The organism is Lysinibacillus sp. NPDC094403, assembly GCF_050278745.1.
Classification (GTDB): domain Bacteria; phylum Bacillota; class Bacilli; order Bacillales_A; family Planococcaceae; genus Lysinibacillus.
This window is the reverse complement of sequence record NZ_JBNNTL010000002.1, coordinates 345,057-365,429: the sequence shown is the minus strand read 5'-3', so window position 1 is coordinate 365,429 and position 20,373 is coordinate 345,057. Positions and strand designations below refer to the sequence as shown.

Annotated in this window: 17 protein-coding genes and 1 pseudogene; 12 read left to right on the top strand and 6 right to left on the bottom strand. The window is 33.1% G+C overall.

Annotated features, from left to right (window positions below; genetic code table 11):
• Positions 1-154: 154 nt before the first annotated feature.
• The 3 genes from ACQKMV_RS06025 to ACQKMV_RS06015 all read right to left on the bottom strand — a co-directional run bounded on the left by ACQKMV_RS06025 (position 155) and on the right by ACQKMV_RS06015 (position 3,407).
• Positions 155-505 (bottom strand): site-specific integrase, encoded by a 351-nt coding sequence (locus ACQKMV_RS06025; RefSeq protein WP_427502869.1) that lies wholly within the window; start codon positions 503-505, stop codon positions 155-157.
• Between the two features lie 796 nt (positions 506-1,301).
• A complete protein-coding gene (locus ACQKMV_RS06020) occupies positions 1,302-2,471 on the bottom strand; it encodes an MDR family MFS transporter (protein WP_427502868.1) in 1,170 nt (389 codons plus the stop codon).
• Positions 2,472-2,696: 225 nt separating this feature from the next.
• Complete coding sequence (locus ACQKMV_RS06015; RefSeq protein WP_427503106.1) at positions 2,697-3,407, bottom strand: quinone oxidoreductase family protein; 711 nt, start codon at positions 3,405-3,407, stop codon at positions 2,697-2,699.
• A 202-nt stretch (positions 3,408-3,609) separates the two neighbouring features.
• On the opposite strand from ACQKMV_RS06015, the gene ACQKMV_RS06010 reads away from it, so the two are divergent.
• From ACQKMV_RS06010 to ACQKMV_RS06000, 3 genes are all read left to right on the top strand, one after another.
• The gene (locus ACQKMV_RS06010; protein WP_427502867.1) at positions 3,610-5,157 is read left to right on the top strand and encodes a hypothetical protein; all 1,548 of its coding nucleotides are present in this window, start codon (positions 3,610-3,612) and stop codon (positions 5,155-5,157) included.
• A 580-nt stretch (positions 5,158-5,737) separates the two neighbouring features.
• Entirely contained in the window at positions 5,738-6,136 is a 399-nt protein-coding gene (locus ACQKMV_RS06005; protein WP_427502866.1) for a MerR family transcriptional regulator, read from the top strand.
• A gap of 10 nt (positions 6,137-6,146) precedes the next feature.
• On the top strand, positions 6,147-7,037 hold the full coding sequence (locus ACQKMV_RS06000; RefSeq protein WP_427503105.1) for a DMT family transporter: 891 nt from the start codon (positions 6,147-6,149) through the stop codon (positions 7,035-7,037).
• A gap of 47 nt (positions 7,038-7,084) precedes the next feature.
• On the opposite strand, the gene ACQKMV_RS05995 is transcribed toward ACQKMV_RS06000, so the two are convergent.
• Both ACQKMV_RS05995 and ACQKMV_RS05990 read right to left on the bottom strand, forming a co-directional pair.
• On the bottom strand, positions 7,085-7,369 hold the full coding sequence (locus tag ACQKMV_RS05995) for a hypothetical protein (RefSeq protein WP_427503103.1): 285 nt from the start codon (positions 7,367-7,369) through the stop codon (positions 7,085-7,087).
• A complete protein-coding gene (locus ACQKMV_RS05990; RefSeq protein ID WP_427503113.1) occupies positions 7,314-7,463 on the bottom strand; it encodes a hypothetical protein in 150 nt (49 codons plus the stop codon). The genes ACQKMV_RS05995 and ACQKMV_RS05990 overlap by 56 nt, the downstream gene beginning before the upstream one ends.
• Before the next feature lie 898 nt (positions 7,464-8,361).
• Here ACQKMV_RS05990 and bluB point away from each other — a divergent pair.
• The 9 genes and pseudogenes from bluB to ACQKMV_RS05945 all read left to right on the top strand — a co-directional run bounded on the left by bluB (position 8,362) and on the right by ACQKMV_RS05945 (position 17,345).
• Positions 8,362-9,003 carry a 5,6-dimethylbenzimidazole synthase gene (bluB, locus tag ACQKMV_RS05985; protein ID WP_134023109.1) on the top strand — a complete coding sequence of 214 codons (642 nt, stop codon included), beginning with the start codon at positions 8,362-8,364 and terminating at the stop codon, positions 9,001-9,003.
• A gap of 500 nt (positions 9,004-9,503) precedes the next feature.
• Positions 9,504-10,154 (top strand): serine/threonine protein kinase, encoded by a 651-nt coding sequence (locus ACQKMV_RS05980; RefSeq protein WP_427503101.1) that lies wholly within the window; start codon positions 9,504-9,506, stop codon positions 10,152-10,154.
• Between the two features lie 235 nt (positions 10,155-10,389).
• Positions 10,390-10,734 carry a hypothetical protein gene (locus ACQKMV_RS05975; protein WP_076034637.1) on the top strand — a complete coding sequence of 115 codons (345 nt, stop codon included), beginning with the start codon at positions 10,390-10,392 and terminating at the stop codon, positions 10,732-10,734.
• A gap of 258 nt (positions 10,735-10,992) precedes the next feature.
• A complete protein-coding gene (locus ACQKMV_RS05970) occupies positions 10,993-11,559 on the top strand; it encodes a TetR/AcrR family transcriptional regulator (RefSeq protein ID WP_427502865.1) in 567 nt (188 codons plus the stop codon).
• 58 nt (positions 11,560-11,617) lie between these two features.
• Complete coding sequence (locus tag ACQKMV_RS05965) at positions 11,618-13,483, top strand: alpha/beta fold hydrolase (RefSeq protein WP_427502864.1); 1,866 nt, start codon at positions 11,618-11,620, stop codon at positions 13,481-13,483.
• Between the two features lie 928 nt (positions 13,484-14,411).
• Entirely contained in the window at positions 14,412-14,585 is a 174-nt protein-coding gene (locus ACQKMV_RS05960; RefSeq protein ID WP_157059193.1) for a hypothetical protein, read from the top strand.
• 302 nt (positions 14,586-14,887) lie between these two features.
• Positions 14,888-15,526: pseudogene (locus tag ACQKMV_RS05955) on the top strand (FadR/GntR family transcriptional regulator).
• A gap of 21 nt (positions 15,527-15,547) precedes the next feature.
• Entirely contained in the window at positions 15,548-16,396 is an 849-nt protein-coding gene (gene accD / locus ACQKMV_RS05950) for an acetyl-CoA carboxylase, carboxyltransferase subunit beta (RefSeq protein ID WP_283868103.1), read from the top strand.
• The gene (locus tag ACQKMV_RS05945) at positions 16,389-17,345 is read left to right on the top strand and encodes an acetyl-CoA carboxylase carboxyltransferase subunit alpha (protein WP_427502863.1); all 957 of its coding nucleotides are present in this window, start codon (positions 16,389-16,391) and stop codon (positions 17,343-17,345) included. Before accD ends, ACQKMV_RS05945 begins: the two co-directional genes overlap by 8 nt.
• Before the next feature lie 1,962 nt (positions 17,346-19,307).
• On the opposite strand, the gene ACQKMV_RS05940 is transcribed toward ACQKMV_RS05945, so the two are convergent.
• Positions 19,308-20,231 (bottom strand): alpha/beta hydrolase fold domain-containing protein, encoded by a 924-nt coding sequence (locus ACQKMV_RS05940; RefSeq protein ID WP_427502862.1) that lies wholly within the window; start codon positions 20,229-20,231, stop codon positions 19,308-19,310.
• Positions 20,232-20,373: the final 142 nt, after the last annotated feature.

The window sequence follows — 20,373 nt, the reverse complement described above, 5'->3', positions numbered from 1 at the left end:
AGTACTTCACAAAGTTTGTAGGATATTATTGATGTTTCACATAGTTCAGATTGTCTTAGACCTGTTGTTGCTAACAATTTAAACATTATCTCAATTCGTATCGAAAAACGTGATTGGGCGTGTTCTAAATAGTCAAATAGCTGTTTTAGATCCGTTAATGCATATAGACAGGAAGTTTATCATCGGTCTTTGGCGATTCAATCCCGTGCGTAAAATCATTAGCAAGGTAGTGTTCTTTTAAACAATATTTGGTAAACGATCTTAAAGAAGAAATTTTTCGATTCACCGAGCGAGGTTTTTGTTTTAATGATTCTAATAGATATTGGATAAAGCGACGTACTTTAGTCTTGGTAATCTCAACTAAACAGGTTGAACTGCCATGGTCCGTTAAAAAGGTTAAGAAGAGCTGTAAATCGTATACATAACTAGTGACTGTATTAACCGAATAATTTTTTTCAATCTCGATATACAATACAAATTCATCAATGGCTGCGTGTAGTTGCAAGTATAAAACCTCCAGATATCGTATTAATCAATAATTATTATCTGTACAAAATCATCCCATTATCGTAAAAAAGGAGAGTTATCGTTGCCAAATAATTTTAGTTTACATAATATAAATACCTTGGTCACAACTTTCTGATTATCCGATGCTTTTCATAATTTATCGTTCAAAGGGGGACTATTGGTACAAATAATGTTGATTATCGTTTAATGTAGATTTGTCCAATATTCAAAAAAATTATTCAAAGAGTAATGAACGTGAAATCATATAAATAAACAGTATGCTCTTGAAAATGCTACATTACGAAATGAAAATATCAAATTCCAATTAGTAAATAAAAAAAGTAACGTGATTAACTTTAATAATCACTCACAATAAATAATTTCCTCACCCAAAATATTATAGATAGCAACACTTTACTGAAAGTGTCACTTTTAATAAAAGGATCGATTAAAGCTTTCCGACAATCCTCAATTTTTTGGATAAAAATAAACATTGTGTTTTGAACAAAGATTGATCAAAATACAATGTTTTACCTGGATGTCGCTATCCATTTTTATAATAAAGATTGATTATTTAAAATGTAATCAATAAATGTTGGAGCAATTAAAAAGACGCCTTCTTGTTCAAGAAAAGCGCCCGATTGTTGAAGATTGTTTTTCAATTAAAGCCACTGTAATTGAAGTATAGGGAATATTAAAAAATGCAGGTTTACAGCGTTAGTAAATTGTCTCTATACGAAATAAATCTTGAAACGATTAGCTTTTGTAATGCAAGTTCATTCGTTAGTTCTTCATTAACTCCGCAATGCTTTTTTGTATATCCAAATACTACTTGCCATTACCAGTGCCAAAATGGTATACATCCAGTCAACAGCAATAACTAAAAGCCATCCACCAAAAATTGGCCCAATAAAACCACCTATATTTTTTAACTGAGCGGCTCCCAAATATAGGCCTTTTTGATTGGTTGGTGCAATTTCTTCAATAAGGGCATTCATCATTGGGATGCAAAAAATCTCACCAATTGAGAAAATAATCATGCTCCCAATAAACATCCAATTATTATCTGACACGCCAAATAGCAGTAGCCCGCATGAAAAAATAACAATGCCAATTTGTAGTGATTTATAAATTGATATTTTCTCCGTTAATACGCTAAGCGGTAACTGTAATGCTAATACTGTAATTGAGTTAGCAACGATTACATAACTAAACAGCTTAACACCGTCCTCCACCCGTAAATCGATAAGCTGTGGCAAGGTAGAATCAAATTGTGAATAGCCGAGTGAAATTAAGACACCGGCCATGATTAGTAGAAGTAACTTTTTATCTTTACCGATTGTCTTAAAGATAGCACCAAAATGAAGATTTGCTTTTAATTTTTGTTGCTGAGATTGATAACTATTCAATACAAACAGTAAAAATAACCCATACATAGCATACATAATACCTGTAATCATAAATGGAATCGAAGCACTTGCCATATTTGAAATCCAAACGCCTAGCAGAGGTCCGATAACAGCAGCAATATTGATAGCGGTATAACGCACAGAAAATAGTCGACGTTTTTTATTTCTCTCCGTAAAATCAATCATTAGAGCTTGTGTACTAGGTTCGAAAAATGACCGACATAAACCGTTAACTGCATTCATCACGACAAATATAGATGCAGATGTTGTGAAAGTAAAACCAAAAAAGGTTAAACTCCAGACAAATACTGTTAAGATAATGACTAATTTACGTTCAAATCGATCTGTTAAATAGCCACCAAAAAGTCCTCCAAAGGTAGAGAATAACGGACCTACGCCTAATGTTAGACCAATAATTAGGGGAGAGGTATGTAAGTTATTATGTAAATATAAAGCTAAAAATGGCATTGCCATAAAGCTCGCGGTTCGTGCAAATATTGTTCCACATAATATTATCCACACTAAGGGGTGAAAATAATGGATAATAGATTTCATAACATATTACCTTCTCTCTAATAAAACGTTACTTATATGTTTAATTTTTAAATATACTATGTCTACTTGGAATAAGTTCTACTTATTGGGATTTATTTCTTGATTTAGTTTTAACAAAATTTTTCCGTTATGGTTTCGACATTCAAAATATTTATGTGCATCAACAATATCCTCTAGATCAAAAATACAATCTATATTTATTTTTATTTCTTGCCTTGCAAATCTTTAAATCATTTCCTCTGCAAAGGGACGAATGAATTCGGGTTTCATTTTACGCGTAGTGCCTAAACTAAAACCATTAATAGAACGACAGCTACTATGAACATCTACAGTGGAAAAGTGACCTTTGCTACCGCTGCTATTTCCAAACTGAACGAGCGTGCCAAAATGAGATAAACATTTCAAACTGTCTGCAGTAATGGCTCCTGCAACAGAGTCAAAAACGATTGTTGCACCCAAATTATTTGTTTCCTGCAATGTTGTTTCGACAAATTGCTCGTATTTACAAACTATATGAGCGCCAGTTTTTTTTACATAATCGGCCTTTGTTAAAGAGCCTACTGTTGCAATAATTTTATTGCAATTTTTTAGTTTACATAGTTGTACTAGAATCGATCCCACACCACCAGCTGCACTGTGAATGACAACAGTATCTTCGGCCTTTATTTTTGCAATGAACTCCACTAAAATGGCTGCTAAAAAGCTTACTGTTGGCATAGCAGCAGCCTGTTCAAAGCTTAAATCTTTTGGGATTTTATATGTGAGATTTTCGTTTGCAATGGAAAATTGAGCGTAAGATCCACCCTGTGGAAAAGCGATAACGCGATCTCCTTTTTGAAACATATCTGATTTACTTTCTTCAACAGTCCCAGCAATATCCAGGCCAAGACTGAAAGGAAGTTGCCCATTTTTCTTTGTGCCTGTTCTCTTTTTTATATCTGCAAAATTAATACTCGTATATGCACCTTTAATTAAAACTTCACCTACATTGATGTTTGGTATTGATTGGCTTTTAATTTGAAGTACATCTGCTGTACCAATTCAAATTGTTTAATTATTTTCATATAGTTAACCTCCTCAGTTTCTATTATTATAAAATAGACGTAACAAAAGAAAAATGGACAGTCGGTGATGAAAAATGTCTGCTTTTAAAGGCCAGAAATTTATGAAAGTATTAATATTAATGTATATCTTAACAAAGGATAAACATGTATTTAAGCAAGAAGAGTTAGCGAATGAAATAGGGTTGAGTACGAAACAATTAGCACGATACTTTAAAAAGTTTGAAGAGTTAAGTTTTTGTCGTTATACGGCTGGAAAAGGTCGATCTCATTCATGTGAAGTTCATTGGAATGATGAGTTACACACATATTTAAATAAAGGACTTCTACAACTGGCTAACGCACATCTATTGGATGCTTTTCCTATTTGGATTGATGAATTAGTAACGGATGGTTTAAAAGTACAAGTAGCTAATTTTTTTGAACAGTATGTGTTTCAACATTTGAATAAATCGAATAATGATACACTTTATTTACCGATGTATCAGTCGGTGGCTTCGATGAATCCATTACAAGCAACAGACTTTTATTCCGTAGCGATTATGAAAAATATTTTTAATACTTTAGTTGTTTATAATGATGTAGGAGAATTAGCTGGTTCACTTGCGATTAGCTGGAACTGCAATGAAACATCGATCGTCTTTTATTTGCGAAAAAATGTGGTCTTTCATCATGGAATCCATTTAGATGCGTGGATTATATGTGATTGCTTGTTACAAAATGAAAAGCTAGTTGAAAAAGTGGGGATTTTAGAGATAAGAGTATTGCATGAGTATGCAATTGAAATTTTGCATGAGGGTGTGTATGAAAATCGCTATTTACTCAGCTTGTTGTCACAGGAAAATGCGTCCATTTATGTACGCAGTAATGAAACATTTTATGGGACAGGACCTTATCAAATTACAAACTATACAAAAAAATCACTATTATTAACATATTTCCCATATCATTTTGGACAAATTGCGATGCTAAAGCAGGTACAATTTTTGACTATCCCGAGATCTATTAAACGAAAATATGACTTTTCAAATCATAATCAGGATTACAAGATTTACTCCATAGAAGTTAGTAATGTCAACCTTCTTTTGAATCCGGGGAGTGACTACTTTAAAAAAGTGTCAAATCGGCAAAAGTTTGTGGAGTGCTGGGGTGATAATAGGGGATATGAGCTTTCGGAGGATATATCATTAAAGATAGGTATTTCTAAACATAAGCATGAGTTAAATACTAGTCTGAAAAGCGTGTATAAAGATGTTTTCCCAAAAATTAATTGGGTTCCTATAAGCTTTGAGGAATATATAAAGAGCGAAGAGTTGCATGCGTTTGATGCGATTATGATTACGCACGCATTTACAGAAAATCAACCAATACACAAATTGTTAGAAGTCATCGATGCTACGGGTGTTTATGCAAAATTTTATCCTGAAGTTTGTAAGCATTTTGAAGGGATTTTGAAATTCAGCACGCAAAAAATAACGCTAGAGGACTTTTATCGGGTGTTAGTTGAAAATGATTTCATTGTACCTTTAGATCATTATGGCGAAGATATGTTGATTTCAGATCATTTGATGATTGAAGGTACTAATTTAATGAGTAGTCTTTCTGGGATATGGAAGAAAGATTAGAACTGTTTAAGGTATTAGAAAAGTCAGTTAGGTAGTGAGGTGAGGTGAACTGCACTTAGACTACAATTGTTATATGTGTTTTCTAACTATTAGTGTGGAGTTCAATATCAGTAGTTTTGTAGCGCTTTTCGTTACTTAAAATAATAGGAAAACGATAGATAATGAGCGGTTTCTTCACAAGGAAACAAGGACGTCAATGTGATCTACTTGTATAACTCTTAAAGGAACTTCACCAAGAATCTCCTATATTTAAGGGCTTGTTCCACTTAAGTATACCGTTAGCTAAAGTATAATCTTGCCAAACCATCTTTTGTAACCTTTCATAAAAGAATGTTATTCAACAATATGGCCCGTTTCTTGAATAAACAAGTAACTTCTTTTAGCTAGTTTTGAAAAATTAGGTAATGATTTTTCTTTTACGTCTATTTATATGAAAGTGTTATCGAATGGGAAATGAAAAAGGCTGCTAAGAAGGTTCGGAAAAATTCCGTACCTTTTTATTTTTTCTTCTAGTTTTTATTTAACCCTTGACTTAGAGTCAAGTCTAAGTAGTAGCATGTAAAGAAAGGAGGAAATGAAAATGTATAGTATATCAGAAGTGGCTATAAAAACAGGATTCACGGCTCATACTTTGCGCTATTATGAAAAGATTGGCCTATTGTCTTCTCCATTAAGAAAAGGTGGGAAAAGAAGATATACAGAAGGTGAAATTAGATTACTTAAATTCATGAAAATGTTAAAGCAAACAGGGATGTCTTTAGAAGATATTCAAGAATTTTTAAAGGATGGATGTCTTCTAGAAAATATTGATTCTAATGACATCCAGTTAAAAAAGATTCAAATCCGAGTAGATATTTTAAAGAAACACCTACTCCTTTTAGAAGAGCAGAAACAAGAGATTGAAACGGTTATGAATGTAGCGAAGGTGAAATTAGAGACATACGAAACGATGATTGGAGGCTTAAAAGGTGAAGAGTAAGATATATCTTATGTTAATAGGATTTGCTGTATTTACAGGGGCTACTTTCAACCTGGCTAAGTATTCTGTTCACTATTTTTCAGCTGCGAGTGCTGCAGCATGGCGATTTGGTATAGCTGCATTGGTTATGGTGCTTATCTTGGGATTTCAAAAACAAATAAAGATAAGAACTATTAAGACCCATTGGAAAATGTATATCCTACTTGGTATTATAGGCATCTTTGGATTTAACACTTTTTTCTTTTTAGGGATGAAGTATACTTCGCCTTTAAATGGGGCGTTGATTATGGGGACTAACCCTTTAGTAACTGCATTTTTTGCATATTTTATCTTAAAAAATCCGATTACAAAACAGCAAATGCTTGGCATAACTTTTGCTTTAGTAGGAGTTATATTGGTGCTTACTCAAGGTTCATTGGAAATTATTCAAACTTTATCTATTTCTAAAGGTGATTTACTTATTTTAGCAGGGAATATATGCTGGGCTTTATACGGTGTATTAGGAAGAAAATATTTAAATGGTAGTTCTTCAATGGAGACAACCACTTATACGATGATAATTGGTTCTCTTTGCCTTATGATACTAACGGTCTTTTTACCAAGTCCTCAACCTTTATCTTACGTTACGTTCTCAGCTTGGGGTGCTATTTTATTCATGGCTCTATTTACGAGTGTATTAGGCTACCTTTGGTGGAATAAAGGCATGGCTACTATTGGCGCAAGTAACACATCTTTATTTTTTAACTTAGTTCCAGTAGTCACAATGATACTATCTATCATAACTGGTTCTATTATTTCATTACCTCAAATAGTTGGTACATTTTTAGTTATCTTAGGAGTTCTAACAGCTTCTGGCTTCATGCGTTTGAAAAGAAAACAAAAAGTTTCAGCTTCATTATAAGAATGTCATTTCGCATCGGAAAACGCGATTGGGAGCGTTCTAGATAGTCAAATAGCTGCTTTAGATCCGTTAATGTCATATAAGACAGGAAGTTTATCATCGGTCTTTGGCGATTCAATCCCGTGCGTAAAATCATTAGGAAGGTATCGTACTATTAAACAATATTTAGCGAACGATTTTAAGGAAGAAATTTTTCGGTTCACCGAGCGAGGTTTTTGTTTTAATGATCCTAATAAATATTGGATAATAAAGCGACGTACTTGGGTCTTGGTAATCTCATTTAAACAGGTTGAACAGCCATGATCCATTAAAAAGGTTAAGAAGAGCTGCAAATCGTATCCATAACTCGTAACCGTATTTTCCGAGTAATTTTTTTTCAATCTCAATATACAAAACAAATTCATCAATGGCTGCATGTAGTTGCAAGTGTAAAACCCCCAGATATCGATTATCTGTACAAAATCATCCCATTATCGTAAAAAAAGGAGAGTTATCGTTCACATGAAAATTATAAGGAACTTCAGAATTACAAGTCGAAAAGTACAGATATTATGGGTAGTTGATGAATCAAGGCCCTCCTCCACGCCAAATAATTTTAGTTTACATAATATAAATACCTTGGTCACAACTTTCTAATTATTGGATGCTTCCCATAATTTATCGTTCAAAAGGGGATTATTCGTTTAAATAATGCTAATTATTGTTTAATGTAGATTTGTCCAATATTCATAAAAAATATCCATATGAGTGAACAAACTTAGCTGGTTGTTACAGAATCAAGATACATGTTGGTTGAAGAATAAATACATATATTATTGATTTTAGAACGGGAATACCTGAAGAGTCGAACGTGCAAATTTGTATGTTTGACTCTTCTTAATTGAGTTACATAATATATAGAACAATTGATAAATCTGTTTTAAAATATTGGTGAAGCATTTAGATTTAAACGGGGTCCCTTTAGAAAAATGTGGATTTACAACGTTAAGGCAAATATGAATAAACAAGAGCAAGCACAACCTTATTATTTGTTGTGTTTGCTCTTGTTTCAAATAGCGATAGATTGTGGCTTTGTAGCCAGACCTAGATTAAAATAGAATAGTAAAAATATTTTAATTTTATACAACTAATTACTATTCAGAATTCTCTAACGGCATGTAAGAAAAGAAGAGGTGGAGTCAGATTTATGCGGATACAATGATAAGGACAAACACACCCAAACCACGCTTTTTGGTGCATTTTTACTTCAACTTACGTGGCAGAATAATGAAAAATCAGTTAATATTAAAAACAAACATTTTTGTAAAGAAAAGGGGAGAAATTTATGTTTTCTAATGAAGAAAGGGAGTCTATTTATAAAGTTATTTATAATAGGAGAGATATTCGAAGTTTTTTATCAACTCCTATCCCTGAAAACATTATACATAGAATATTAAATGCAGCTCATCATGCACCTTCAGTAGGATTTATGCAACCTTGGAACTTTATTTTGATTTCCACTGACGAAATTAAAGAAAAATTGGCTTGGGCAGCAGAAAAAGAAAGCCAAGCATTAGCTATTCATTATGATGGGGGGAAAAAAATGAAATTCCTTGATTTAAAAATTGAGGGTTTAAAAGAAGCTCCTATAACTATTTGTGTTACATGTGATCCTACAAGAGGAGGTTCCCATGTATTAGGACGAAATTCAATTCCTGAAACAGATATATTATCCACAGCCTGTGCTATTCAAAATATGTGGTTAGCAGCTTGTGCTGAAGGACTTGCGATGGGATGGGTAAGTTTTTATAAAAAGAATGATATTAGAGACATTTTGGAAATACCACCACACATCGATCCCATTGCTCTTATATCAATCGGTTATACTGAAAATTACCCAGAAAAGCCCATTTTAGAGTTAGCTAATTGGGAAAAAAGACGTTCTTTAGAACATCTTATTTTCGAAAATAAATGGGGACAAAACTAAAGACTTATTAATCTATCAGGGTGCGTTAATTGAATAATGTTGAATTGCATAGGCAACTCTTCTCACGCCAAATAATTTTAGTTTACATAATATAAATACCCTGGTCACAACTTTCTAATTATCGGATGTTTCTCATAATTTATCGTTCAAAAGGGGATTATTCGTTTAAATAATGCTAATTATCGTTTAATGTAGATTTGTCCAATATTCATAAAAATTATTCAAAGAGTGATGAACATAGCTGGGTGTTTCAGAATCACAATATATGTTCTTTGAGGATCAAAATAATTAAAACCTATCATTCTACAAAAAACCAATTTAAAAAATTCAAAGTAAAAATTCGATGTTCAGGAATTTAATTATAATCTAAGAATATGTTAATGAGGTATTCAAAATAATGATGAAAATAGTACCCTCCAAGCTTTTACGGGAGTGTTAGGTAAAAATCAATGAACTGCAATGTATAATCTGAAGTTTGTTAAGACGACTGGGACAAAGCTATTGGCTCTCTTTCTAAAATTAAAGTATTTTCAAATCCAAATAACGATCCAGTAACCATAAGTGGTGAAGCTAATGATTTGAAGTGTATAGGTGTTGGGACAGATGCGGCTGTTTTTCAGTCTCTTTCTGCCCCAGCCTATACATTTAAAATATATGCCAAGGACAAATTACACAAAGTAAAAGTTGAAGCAAATGTTTATCAATTATTAGAAGATTCACCTTTCTTTTCAACATGTTTTGCTTCATATGACGAATATCTTGTTTTAGGCTATGAAGAAGGAACGACTCTCTTTGACTGCATTCTACAAGGTATTCACATTCCAGAACAGGTTGTAAATGAAGTGGAGGATGCAAGAGAATATATTCGGAATAAGGGCCTCAACCCACGTGATATCCATTTGAAAAATATTTTACTACAAAATGGAAGAGCAAAAATAATTGATGTCTCTGAATACACATTACAAGGTAATGATTTTCGATGGGAGCATTTAAAAAAAGGATATGAGCAATACTATCATTTAATAGATGGAAATTCTGTGCCGTTTTGGTTAGTAGAAACGATTCGAAAGTGGTATAACCAGCGGGGAAAGAATTCTTCATATGAGGAGTTTACAAAGAATATTTTAAAACTTCTGTTTAAAAATAATTGAACTAACCGGGCTTTACTTCATCTATGGAGGAAAAGCCTTTTCTACTTAAACAAACGAAGTGTAAAATGATAAGTACTTCGGGTCCAATTAATTTATTTTCTTCTCCCTATCTATAATACTATTAAGATGGGTTCAGATCATTTGGGTAAATATTGAAATCCAAATTGAACAAAACAAAGAAATCATCTCTTTACTCAAAAAATAGTAGAGAAAAGATAAAAGGAGATAAAAAGCAATGATTGAACAATGTAAATGTGATGAAACATATGATTTAAGAGTAGAAGCAGATATCGGGGCTGATGCTATATGGTGTAATAAATGCCTCTGTAACTTTGAAATATCATATGTTCCAATTTCCATCGAACTGCAATCGGAATTAACAAAATGGATATTAAAATATGGTGAGTGGATTGATTGGGCTAATGATGGAATAGTTCCTAATGGGATTGAACTTGAAGAAATACATAATCAACAAGGATTAAAGCTAACGGAAAAAGTAAGGAAGGAACTTGAAGGGAAATACAAAGTTTCATTTTCCCCTTCTACATTTGCAAAAAGGCATGCAAACAAAAAGAAGTAAACTGCTATTACATAAACGGGCGCATTTCTTTTATAAGGAATGCGTCTTTCTTCATCTAAAGGGCCAGATTGTTGAATTGCAAGCCATCCAAAACAGTTTTAGGGTTTAGTTCAACTTTGTTCAAGATGAGATTAATTTTTAGCAGTAAAATCAATTAAAGTATAGCTTTTTTGATTATTTTTTTTATTAAACTAACAAAAATACTTGCAACACCTATTATAGTACTGTACAGTACTAATTATGACAAAGGTAAAACTAATGAATCAAAAACGTGTGATTGAAGTAGCTGCAACATTATTTTTAGAAAAAGGGTTTGCTTATACAAGCATGGATGAATTAGTTCGTGTAAGCAAAGTTTCAAAGTCTAATGTGTATTATCACTTCTCTAATAAGGAAGAATTGTTGGAAGGGGTCGTTGATTATTGGATTGAAATGTATCAATCTGCAATTGATGGCTTACTATCTCAAAACCAATTATTAGTTGAAGATCGTATCCAACTGTTTTTAAAGCAATTATCACAAGGAGTTCAGACGAGAGAATATAAGGGGAGCTGTCCATTTATTACGCTTTATATTCAAAGCCCTACAAATGCCACAAAAGTAAAAGAAAAAATAGGTCTTTTTTTTATAGGATTACAAACGAAAGTTTCTCTATTACTTAAACAAGGGGTAGAGAATGGTGAATTTAGAAAGACAATTAATATTGACGAGGTTGCATCTCTTTTTATTACAAATCTTGAAGGAGCGCTATTTATTTCAGAAACACTGAAGGATGCAACTGTAATCATGAAAACAGTAGATCATTTTTTTAACTTGCTTCGATAAAAGAAGCATTTTTTTTACATCAAATTAGTACTGAGTAGTACTAAAAAGGGGATTTTATATGAGAACAGTATTTTTAACTGGTGGAACAGGCTTTATCGGAAAGCAATTAGTGAAAGAATTAGCCAAAGAGGATGTTAAAATACTCCTTTTAGTGAGGTCGAAAAGTAAAGCAACACGCATTTATCAAGAAAGAGGTATCTTAAAAGAGGCAGTTATGCACTTTATTGAAGGTGATTTGACGAAAATAGACTTAGGTCTAAGTGCTGAAGATAAGGAGAGGGTATTGAAAACGGATGTGATTATTCACGCAGGAGGCCCCATGGATATTCAAGCGACAAGCAAAGAGGCAGCTTCCGTATTTTTGAATGGTGCCCAACATATTAGTGAATTCGCTAAAAATATTCATCAATTGAAGGGATTGCAACAATTTATTCATGTTGTAGGCTATATGAGTCCCTTTGATGATAAAAATAGCAAGATTGCGATAGATGTGTTTAAAGAAGGAAACAATTTTTTGAAAATAAAAAATCCATATGAGAGAACAAAGTTTTTAGCAGATCTTTATATCCGTCAGCAGGCATCAACAGTAGGTTATCCGCTTTCAGTAATTAATCCACCAACTGTAGTTGGTAGTAGTAAAACAGGGAGTACGGAGCAAACAGGAGGCTTAGGCTTGCTTGTGAAGAGTATGCGAAAGGGGCTCATGCCAGTGATCCCTGGAGGTAAGGAATATAGATTACCACTTATTGCAAACGATGAACTAGCAAAGTTTATTGTGCAGGTTTTCAGATTGGAACAACCAACTATACAAACATATACACTTGTTGAAGATAAACAACATGATCAGAATATTTCAGAATTATTAGATGCTATGTCAGAAAGTATGAATATGACTGCACCTAAAATTTCTGCCCCATTGCCATTTATGAAAGCACTTATGAATAGTGGCGTAAGCAAAATAACCCAAATTCCTGCTGATGGGCTGAACTTTATTACAAATCGAACATTTTCAAATGGTTCAGCGAAAAAGATTATGGGAGAAGATTGGTTTAAGGAGACAAATGTAATGAAATTTTTCCCAGCCGTAATAGCTGATCTGGATTATCGCATGATGTATCAAAATGGCCAGCACAGTCATTTATTTAAACGAACATTATGTAATAATACTACCATTTACCAATCACAAGGAGAGGGTAAACCGTTTATTTTATTACATGGTTTATTAAGTGATGGAGAGGATTTATTTCCTTTAGGGAAAGAGCTTCATGAAAAAACGGGTCGACCTGTATGGATCATGGACCTTCCAGGTTTGGGACGTTCTCCTTTTAAACGAGAGAAAAATCTTTTAAATATCTATTTGAATGTAGTGAAAAAGTTATTGGAGAAAGCTACTAACGGTGCCCATCTAATTGGCCATTCATTTGGTGCGTATATTCTTTTGGAAGCATTAGTACAAAAGTACATAGATAAGAAGTATACAATTACTTTACTTCAGCCACCTGTTGCTAAAAAAAATGCTAAATCGATAAATGTTCCTCAATTTTTGAACAAATGGACATTGAAATTGGCAACTACTAATTTGATAGAGCGTTATTTATTAAGTAATGGTTTATTTGAAAGTACGGAGAGCATCCCTGAACATTATATTGAAAAAATAAGTAACAGTTTTACTTCTCCTAGAATTTTAAATACCACGGTTCAGCTTAACAGTTTACTATTTAAAAACGTTCAAGGTGATTTCAATGAAGTAAATGAAGTAACAAAGTATAATCTTCGCATTATTTGGGGGGATTATGACAGAGGCTATTCTGCTCCTTCGCATCTTGGTAAGGTTGATTTTGTTCCATATGGTCATCATTTTCCTCTAAACCATCCGAGTGAAACGGCTAATTTGGTAATAAAAAATAGTAGTACTAGCAGATGAGAGTGTGGGATAAATAAAAAGCGTGTAGTAAATTCGTTGTGTCTTTGAAATAAAGTCGTACTGTTTGAAAAAAAGATTGTCTACATGAACGCTGGATATATTTACTTAAGAATCTAACAGCTAATCAATTACAGCGTACATATCAGTATCCTGAGGTAGTAAAATGCGAATTGAACAAAGTATTGCTCCTTACGCATGGCATGTAATCACCTTGTGAAGAAATATACTTAAACTCCCATGAAAGAACGTAATAATCTTTCAAAAAACAAACAGATTATTTTATGTTGCATGTAGTCGAGCCATTAAATCCCTAGTGCTGATTAATTATATATGATTAGCAAAATAACACAGGAAATAAGTAAAATACAACCTTTACAAGAATTAAAAAGGGTAAAAAATATTACAGGTAATATAAGCGAATTTTTATCTGATATAAGCGATTGGAACAATACTAATTTGTTCGAATTAAAAGAATCTAATTATGAAGCTTTTAAAAAAGAGATTAAATCAATAGTTATTTAATTTTGCTTCTTAATATTTAAACCTACTCAGAATGTACCATAATGAGTAGGTTTACTTCTTTAATATGAACATAAGGTATATGCATCAGAAAGAGATGTAAGTGAATAATTTATTGAATCAACTTAATTAAAACACTTGGCTATAGTATTTTATTTGTTTAATATTAAAAGTCTGGACATTCTTGTCCAAAAAGTAGGATCAATGAAACTAAAGACACAAAAGTTTAAATTACTATAACTTTTTGTAGAATTGAAATAAAGTTGCGATGTTTATAAAAAGGATACGATGTTTAAAATAAAGTCGCGACGATTATAAAAAAGTTACGATTAATAACCCTGGGTATTGGCTCAGTGGGCCACGTCCGGACGATGCCAGGTACGTGCTTTCCTTGTAGGTCGCCGTTTACATGCTTCAGGATGAGTTTGGAACGGTTTCTGTAACCTTATTCCCGCAAGTTTTTCATCTTGTTCAAGAGCTTTTACTAGAAGATGAATTGCTTTACATTGAGAGAACGCTTGAAAAGCGCTTTGGTAGACCTCAAGTGAAAATAAAATATGCACAAACGACGAAAAGAATATGAAATTGAAGGGAATTTTAGAAACTGCATAAATTTTTATGCAGTTTTTTCTTTACTTTCAAATAATTATTTTGTAAGATAAAGCCAAATTCAAAAGTGGCCAGACCACTTTTGAATTCATTCAGTAAGAGACGCCATCATCTGAAGGTGGTGGATTTTGTTTCTTTTTAGTAGGTATCCAAACACCTACTGAATGAAGATACTGAATGAAGATAAAGCCTTTGGATGCATTGTTTATCTGCGCGAAAGGAAAGCGACAGCAATAATTATTCCAAGGCGAATAGATTGACCGAGGAGTTGATCGTATGGATAAAAAAACCGAACAAAAGAAAGTGTTTTTAGATATCGTCCAACAATTACGACAACTTATTAAAATAGAAAAAATACAGGCTGGTGAAAAGTTACCTTCCGAAAGAGTCCTTTCAGAACGTCTAGGTGTCGGGCGATCCTCTGTGAGAGAGGCATTGCGAAGTTTAGAGTTATTAGGTCTTATTGAAACGAGACATGGGGAAGGTACGTTTCTAGCTTCTACAAAAGCATCAGCTCGTAGAAATATTGTCGATGTTTATATTAGAAGATGAAAAATCAAAAAGGATGTCGAATTAACGCGACAAATTCATGAAAAGGAAGCCATTCGCGTTATAAGTTGTACAGAGACTCTGCGAACACTACCAGTGTGGGGCTGTTTTTTTGTAAAGCTAGAGATAGAAAGTACGATTAATTGTCGGGATGTTTTACGAGAAATAATCATCACGTCAGGAAATCGTCTTTCACTAAAAGTCTGGTTTCAGTTAGCAGTTTATGCCGGTGACCGTTTAAATCGAAACTCAACAGAAGAAGAAAAATTAATCATTCAAACTATGTTGAAATCGATGCAGCTTGGCTATGAAAAAGAAGCATTAAAAGCTTACGAACAGTGGATGAATGCTGAACAAGGCATTTAGACAACAAAGGGGGAGTAAAACATGGTAATACGTAGCTTATTTAGTAAAAAGAAAGAGGACGGACAGGAAAAGGGATTTCCAGAAGGACTTATGACAAAATGTCCAGAATGCCGTCACATTCAGTTAACAAAGGAATTAGAAAAAAATCATAAAGTGTGTACAAAATGCGACCATCATTTCAAGATGACTGCACAGGAGCGCGTAGCATATCTCTTAGATGAAGGTTCATTTGTTTCAATGGATGATCATTTACAAACAAGTAATCCACTTAATTTCCCTGATTATGTAGAAAAAATTTCAGTGGCTAAACAACAAACGGGATTAAGCGAAGCTGTACTGACTGGGTTAGGTACTCTTGATGGAGAAGAAATTGTTGTAGCCATTATGGATTCTCATTTCCGTATGGGCTCAATGGGCTCCGTTGTAGGAGAAAAAATCACACGTGCCGTTGAAAAAGCTATTGAATTACGTGTACCGGTTATTATTTTTACTGCTAGTGGTGGAGCGCGCATGCAAGAAGGTATTCTATCATTAATGCAAATGGTAAAAACGAGTGTGGCATTAAAACGTCATAGTGAAGAAGGACTATTATTTATTTCGATCATGACGCATCCTACATACGGTGGCGTTTCAGCAAGCTTTGCCTCTGTTGGAGATATTAATATTGCTGAACCACAAGCATTGATTGGCTTTGCTGGTCGCCGTGTCATTGAAGAAACATTAAGAGAAAAATTACCAAATGATTTCCAAAAGTCAGAGTTTTTACTAGAGCATGGTCAGCTTGATGCAGTTTTCCATCGGAAGGATTTACGAAATCAAGTAGTAATGCTTGTAAAAATGCATACAAAAGGCGGTGTGCAACATGTCTAAAAATTTAGCTTTTGAAGAACCAGTAGTACAATTACGAGAAAAAATTGATGAATTAAAAACGATTGCTACAGAGGCAGATGTAGATATGACAAGCGAAATCGAAAAGCTTGAAACACGTCTAACACAGCTAGAACAATCTATTTATGCCAATATGAAGCCATGGGATCGTGTACAGGTTGCTAGACATCCAGAACGACCAACTACTTTACAATATATAGAAGCTATATGTGAAAACTTTATTGAGTTACATGGAGATCGTACATTTGGTGATGATGCAGCTATTCTTGGAGGAATTGCTCTCTTTGAAGAACAGCCCCTAACAATTGTTGGACATCAACGCGGAAAATCAACTAAAGAAAATATTCGACGAAATTTTGGTATGCCACACCCTGAAGGATATCGTAAGGCATTACGCTTAATGAAGCAAGCTGAGAAATTTAAGCGCCCAATTATTTGTTTTATTGATACAAAAGGAGCCTATCCGGGTAAGGCAGCCGAGGAACGCGGCCCAAGTGAAGCCATTGCTAGAACTCTCTCTGAAATGGCGATTCTAACAGTACCAGTTATTAGTATTGTTATTGGGGAAGGCGGAAGTGGGGGTGCCATTGCATTAGGGGTAGCTAATCGCGTCTTTATGTTAGAGAACTCAACGTATTCGGTTATCTCGCCTGAAGGGGCTGCATCGATCTTATGGCGAGATGGTAGCCTAGGGAAGCAAGCTGCAGAAGCAATGCGTATAACAGCACCTGACTTAAAAGAGCTCGACGTTATTGATGGAATAATCCCTGAAATAACTGGTGGAGCACACCGCAATGTTGCGAAGCAAGCATCTTATATAAAAGAATGTATAAGCGTCACACTAAAAGCATTGAATTCTCTAAATGGCGAACAATTAATTGAAGATCGCTATGAGAAATTCAGAAAGATTGGACAATATACAGAAGTTTAAATTCATTTTTAGGTTATTGGACATGTGAATTTGTTCGCAAAGAGATAAAAAATGTTTCTTAAATAAAGGCTGTTTTCGTGCGGAAAGGCATTTTCATTTCCCCTTATATTAGTACACAAGATTTCTAATTTTCTTTAAATGGAAGTGTTATAATTTGTAAAAGCAGAAGGGGATGATATCCAGGATGATATTTTTTCTAATTCTATTATCTATATTTTGTATAATAACGGCTTTTAGTCTTGCTTATAAACGTTCTTGGCAAGCTAAGATTATTATATGGGGACTGTTCTCTGTACTACTTTTTTCCCCTATAATCAGCTTTTTCCTTATAAGAATAACTCAGTATGTAACACAAGATTCGTGGTCAGGTTTACTTGGTGTGTATGCTTTTCCGCTTCTTGAAATAATTTCAATCCTTATGATTATTATTGGTTGTATAGGCTTTATAAAGAAAAAGGTAACTAAAAAATTAGAACACCGTGAAAATTAGTTTAAACTCTTTCTTTAAATATTTACTTAAATCAATATTATTTGTTTTAGCAACAATCTTTGAGAAAACAGCCTAAATAAATTAATATCCTAATGATGGAAGAAAAAAGAGTTGTAGTTTGTAAAAAAGATTGATCATTTATAATAAAGTTCGATTATTTGTAATATAGTTTGATAAAAATAACTTCGCATTTAAATAAAACCCACGCATTTTGATCAAACTTTTTTCAAAATGCGTGGGTTTCTTCTATTATAAAATCAACGATTGCAACAAACTTTTAATCAAACTTTATTCCAAACCAACACTTTTGTGTCTTATTAATTTGCTTTAAGTGACCATTTACACAGAGTAATTTAAACTTTATGAGTTTTCATCTGTCCATAAAAATAAAATGTCTAAAAGTTCTTGTCCTAAAAAATAAAAAAATCCTATATATTCTTGAATACAAAGAATAAAATGTCTAAAAGTTCTTGTCTTCATAAAAAATAAAGTGTCTAAAAGTTCTTGTCCAAAGAATCAAAATGCTTTAAAATCCTCGTGCAAAGAAGGTGAGTTTGTGGCAGTGTCTAAAAGTTCTTGTCCATATACACCATATACAATATACAGATATTATGGGTATTTAACGTATCCAAGCCCTCCCTCACGCCAAATAATTTTAGTTTACATAATATAAATTATAGGAAGTTATGTTTCAATGAAAAGTATACTAATAATATTGAGACGAAACAGCTATTAATGGACAACAAAATCTGATCTTTACTTAAATGTCATGGCTTCGATGACATTTTCTTTTATTACTTAAATAAAATAGTTAATCTTGTCACCCTTATATTTGAATAAAAAAGAATCCATTTTTACATGCTTGATTAAAATGGATTCTTTTAAGCAAATTTACATCTAATTTTGGTCTACGCTTCTTTACCTTTGATCTGGCTGCGATCACCCAGATATTTGCTATATTCTTCATTTATCTTTATATAAGTGTAAATTGGTTCATGTCTTATAGAAAAATCTCTGTTTTTACGATCTTTCTAATTAAATCTGTCAGGATTCTAAAATAGACCATATGTTCTTCATAACTTGATTGGTTAAATCACAATATCTTTCAAAACGACTTCATTTGAAAACGGATTAACGGAAAATTAACCAGATAAAAATAATAAATCTTCTACTTGAACTTTGGAGATTATAGTCCGTTTACTTTTGGCACTTTTTATATAAATGAAATATTCAGAAAATACAAACTATACTATAGAGTGTTTTCTACGGTTTTCTCAATAGTAATTCCATCATTTTTAATTACTTTCCTAGTAAATGCACTAACTATCAAACTTACTAAAATATTTACAGTCAATGCAAGAAAACCAATGTTGATATAAATTGCATTTTTGGTAGAATCTCTTGCTCTTGTTTTAAACGAAGATTTCCCTCCTGGTGGCCGCTTCTGCAGCAGTTCCCCCCATTTCTTTCAATTAACTAATTATATTTATAATTTTCTGTTGCGCATCTTCCGCTTCAGGGATTGGCATAACAACAAACACATGATTCATTTTAGGATAAACAAAGGTTTTGATTTCAATTCCCTGTTCTGTTAGTTGTTCATCAAGTCTTATTGCATCTGGATATAAACATTCATGCGTTCCAATAAAATGAGTGATCTTCGCAAGTTCTTTAAAGTCACCGTACAATGGACTAATCAATGAGTCTTTTAAATTTTTATCAGCTGCCCAAATCTTTGTAATGACTTCCATTCCTTCACTAGCTAACATCGGATCATTTTCTTCATATTCAGATATAAGAGGATTTTCAAAACTCATATCAACACATGCAGACAATAAAATAAGATCTTTCGGTTGAGGTAAATGGTTCATTTTTAATAGATGAGCCAGCGCAAGTGCTATATTACCACCTGCCGAATCTCCCATAATGGTTAATTGATTGGAACTTTCAACAGTTTCAAGAATTTCTTTATAAAGGTTTAGGATTTTTGGATAGGTATCTTTATAGTTAAAATGAGGCACTTTAGGATAAATGGGAGCAATTATTTTCGCATTCAAGGATTGCGCCATTTTATCCATGAACCACCAGTGAAAATCTAAAGGTTGATTCGTCCATGCACCTCCATGTATATAAAGAATTACTTTTTGCTTCAAGGATTTTTGGTCATTTAATGTGAAAACCTGTATGCCCTCGAATGCCCGCTCCTTAACATCACTTAAAAATTGGACATCTTTCCCTATAACATATGGTTTACTATTTTCAGTTCCCCTTAGCTCTACAAACTGTTTAGTGTTTTCAATACTAGAAAAACTCTTCTTATTACTTTCGGAAGTTAACCATTTTTCAAATTGAACACTTTCTTCAGAACGTTCTCCGTTATAAATTTCTAGACTCATTTTTTATTTTCTCTCCTTTAAACATTTTTCTTGTTCATCTTGTTGTTTCATAACACAGTATGATTTGAAATAGCCATGTATCTCATTATCAAATGTCTTTAACAAGTTGGATAGAAGGTCTTAATTGAACGGAGGCATCTAT

Coding starts and splice junctions, on each gene's coding strand:
- ACQKMV_RS05960 (WP_157059193.1), top strand. CDS start 14,412: ATGCTTCAGGATGAGTTTGGAACGGTTTCTGTAACCTTATTCCCGCAA.
- bluB (WP_134023109.1), top strand. CDS start 8,362: ATGTTTTCTAATGAAGAAAGGGAGTCTATTTATAAAGTTATTTATAAT.
- ACQKMV_RS06005 (WP_427502866.1), top strand. CDS start 5,738: ATGTATAGTATATCAGAAGTGGCTATAAAAACAGGATTCACGGCTCAT.
- ACQKMV_RS05940 (WP_427502862.1), bottom strand. CDS start 20,231: ATGAGTCTAGAAATTTATAACGGAGAACGTTCTGAAGAAAGTGTTCAA.
- ACQKMV_RS06000 (WP_427503105.1), top strand. CDS start 6,147: ATGTTAATAGGATTTGCTGTATTTACAGGGGCTACTTTCAACCTGGCT.
- ACQKMV_RS05945 (WP_427502863.1), top strand. CDS start 16,389: ATGTCTAAAAATTTAGCTTTTGAAGAACCAGTAGTACAATTACGAGAA.
- ACQKMV_RS05970 (WP_427502865.1), top strand. CDS start 10,993: ATGAATCAAAAACGTGTGATTGAAGTAGCTGCAACATTATTTTTAGAA.
- ACQKMV_RS05975 (WP_076034637.1), top strand. CDS start 10,390: ATGATTGAACAATGTAAATGTGATGAAACATATGATTTAAGAGTAGAA.
- ACQKMV_RS06010 (WP_427502867.1), top strand. CDS start 3,610: ATGTCTGCTTTTAAAGGCCAGAAATTTATGAAAGTATTAATATTAATG.
- ACQKMV_RS05965 (WP_427502864.1), top strand. CDS start 11,618: ATGAGAACAGTATTTTTAACTGGTGGAACAGGCTTTATCGGAAAGCAA.
- accD (WP_283868103.1), top strand. CDS start 15,548: ATGGTAATACGTAGCTTATTTAGTAAAAAGAAAGAGGACGGACAGGAA.
- ACQKMV_RS06020 (WP_427502868.1), bottom strand. CDS start 2,471: ATGAAATCTATTATCCATTATTTTCACCCCTTAGTGTGGATAATATTA.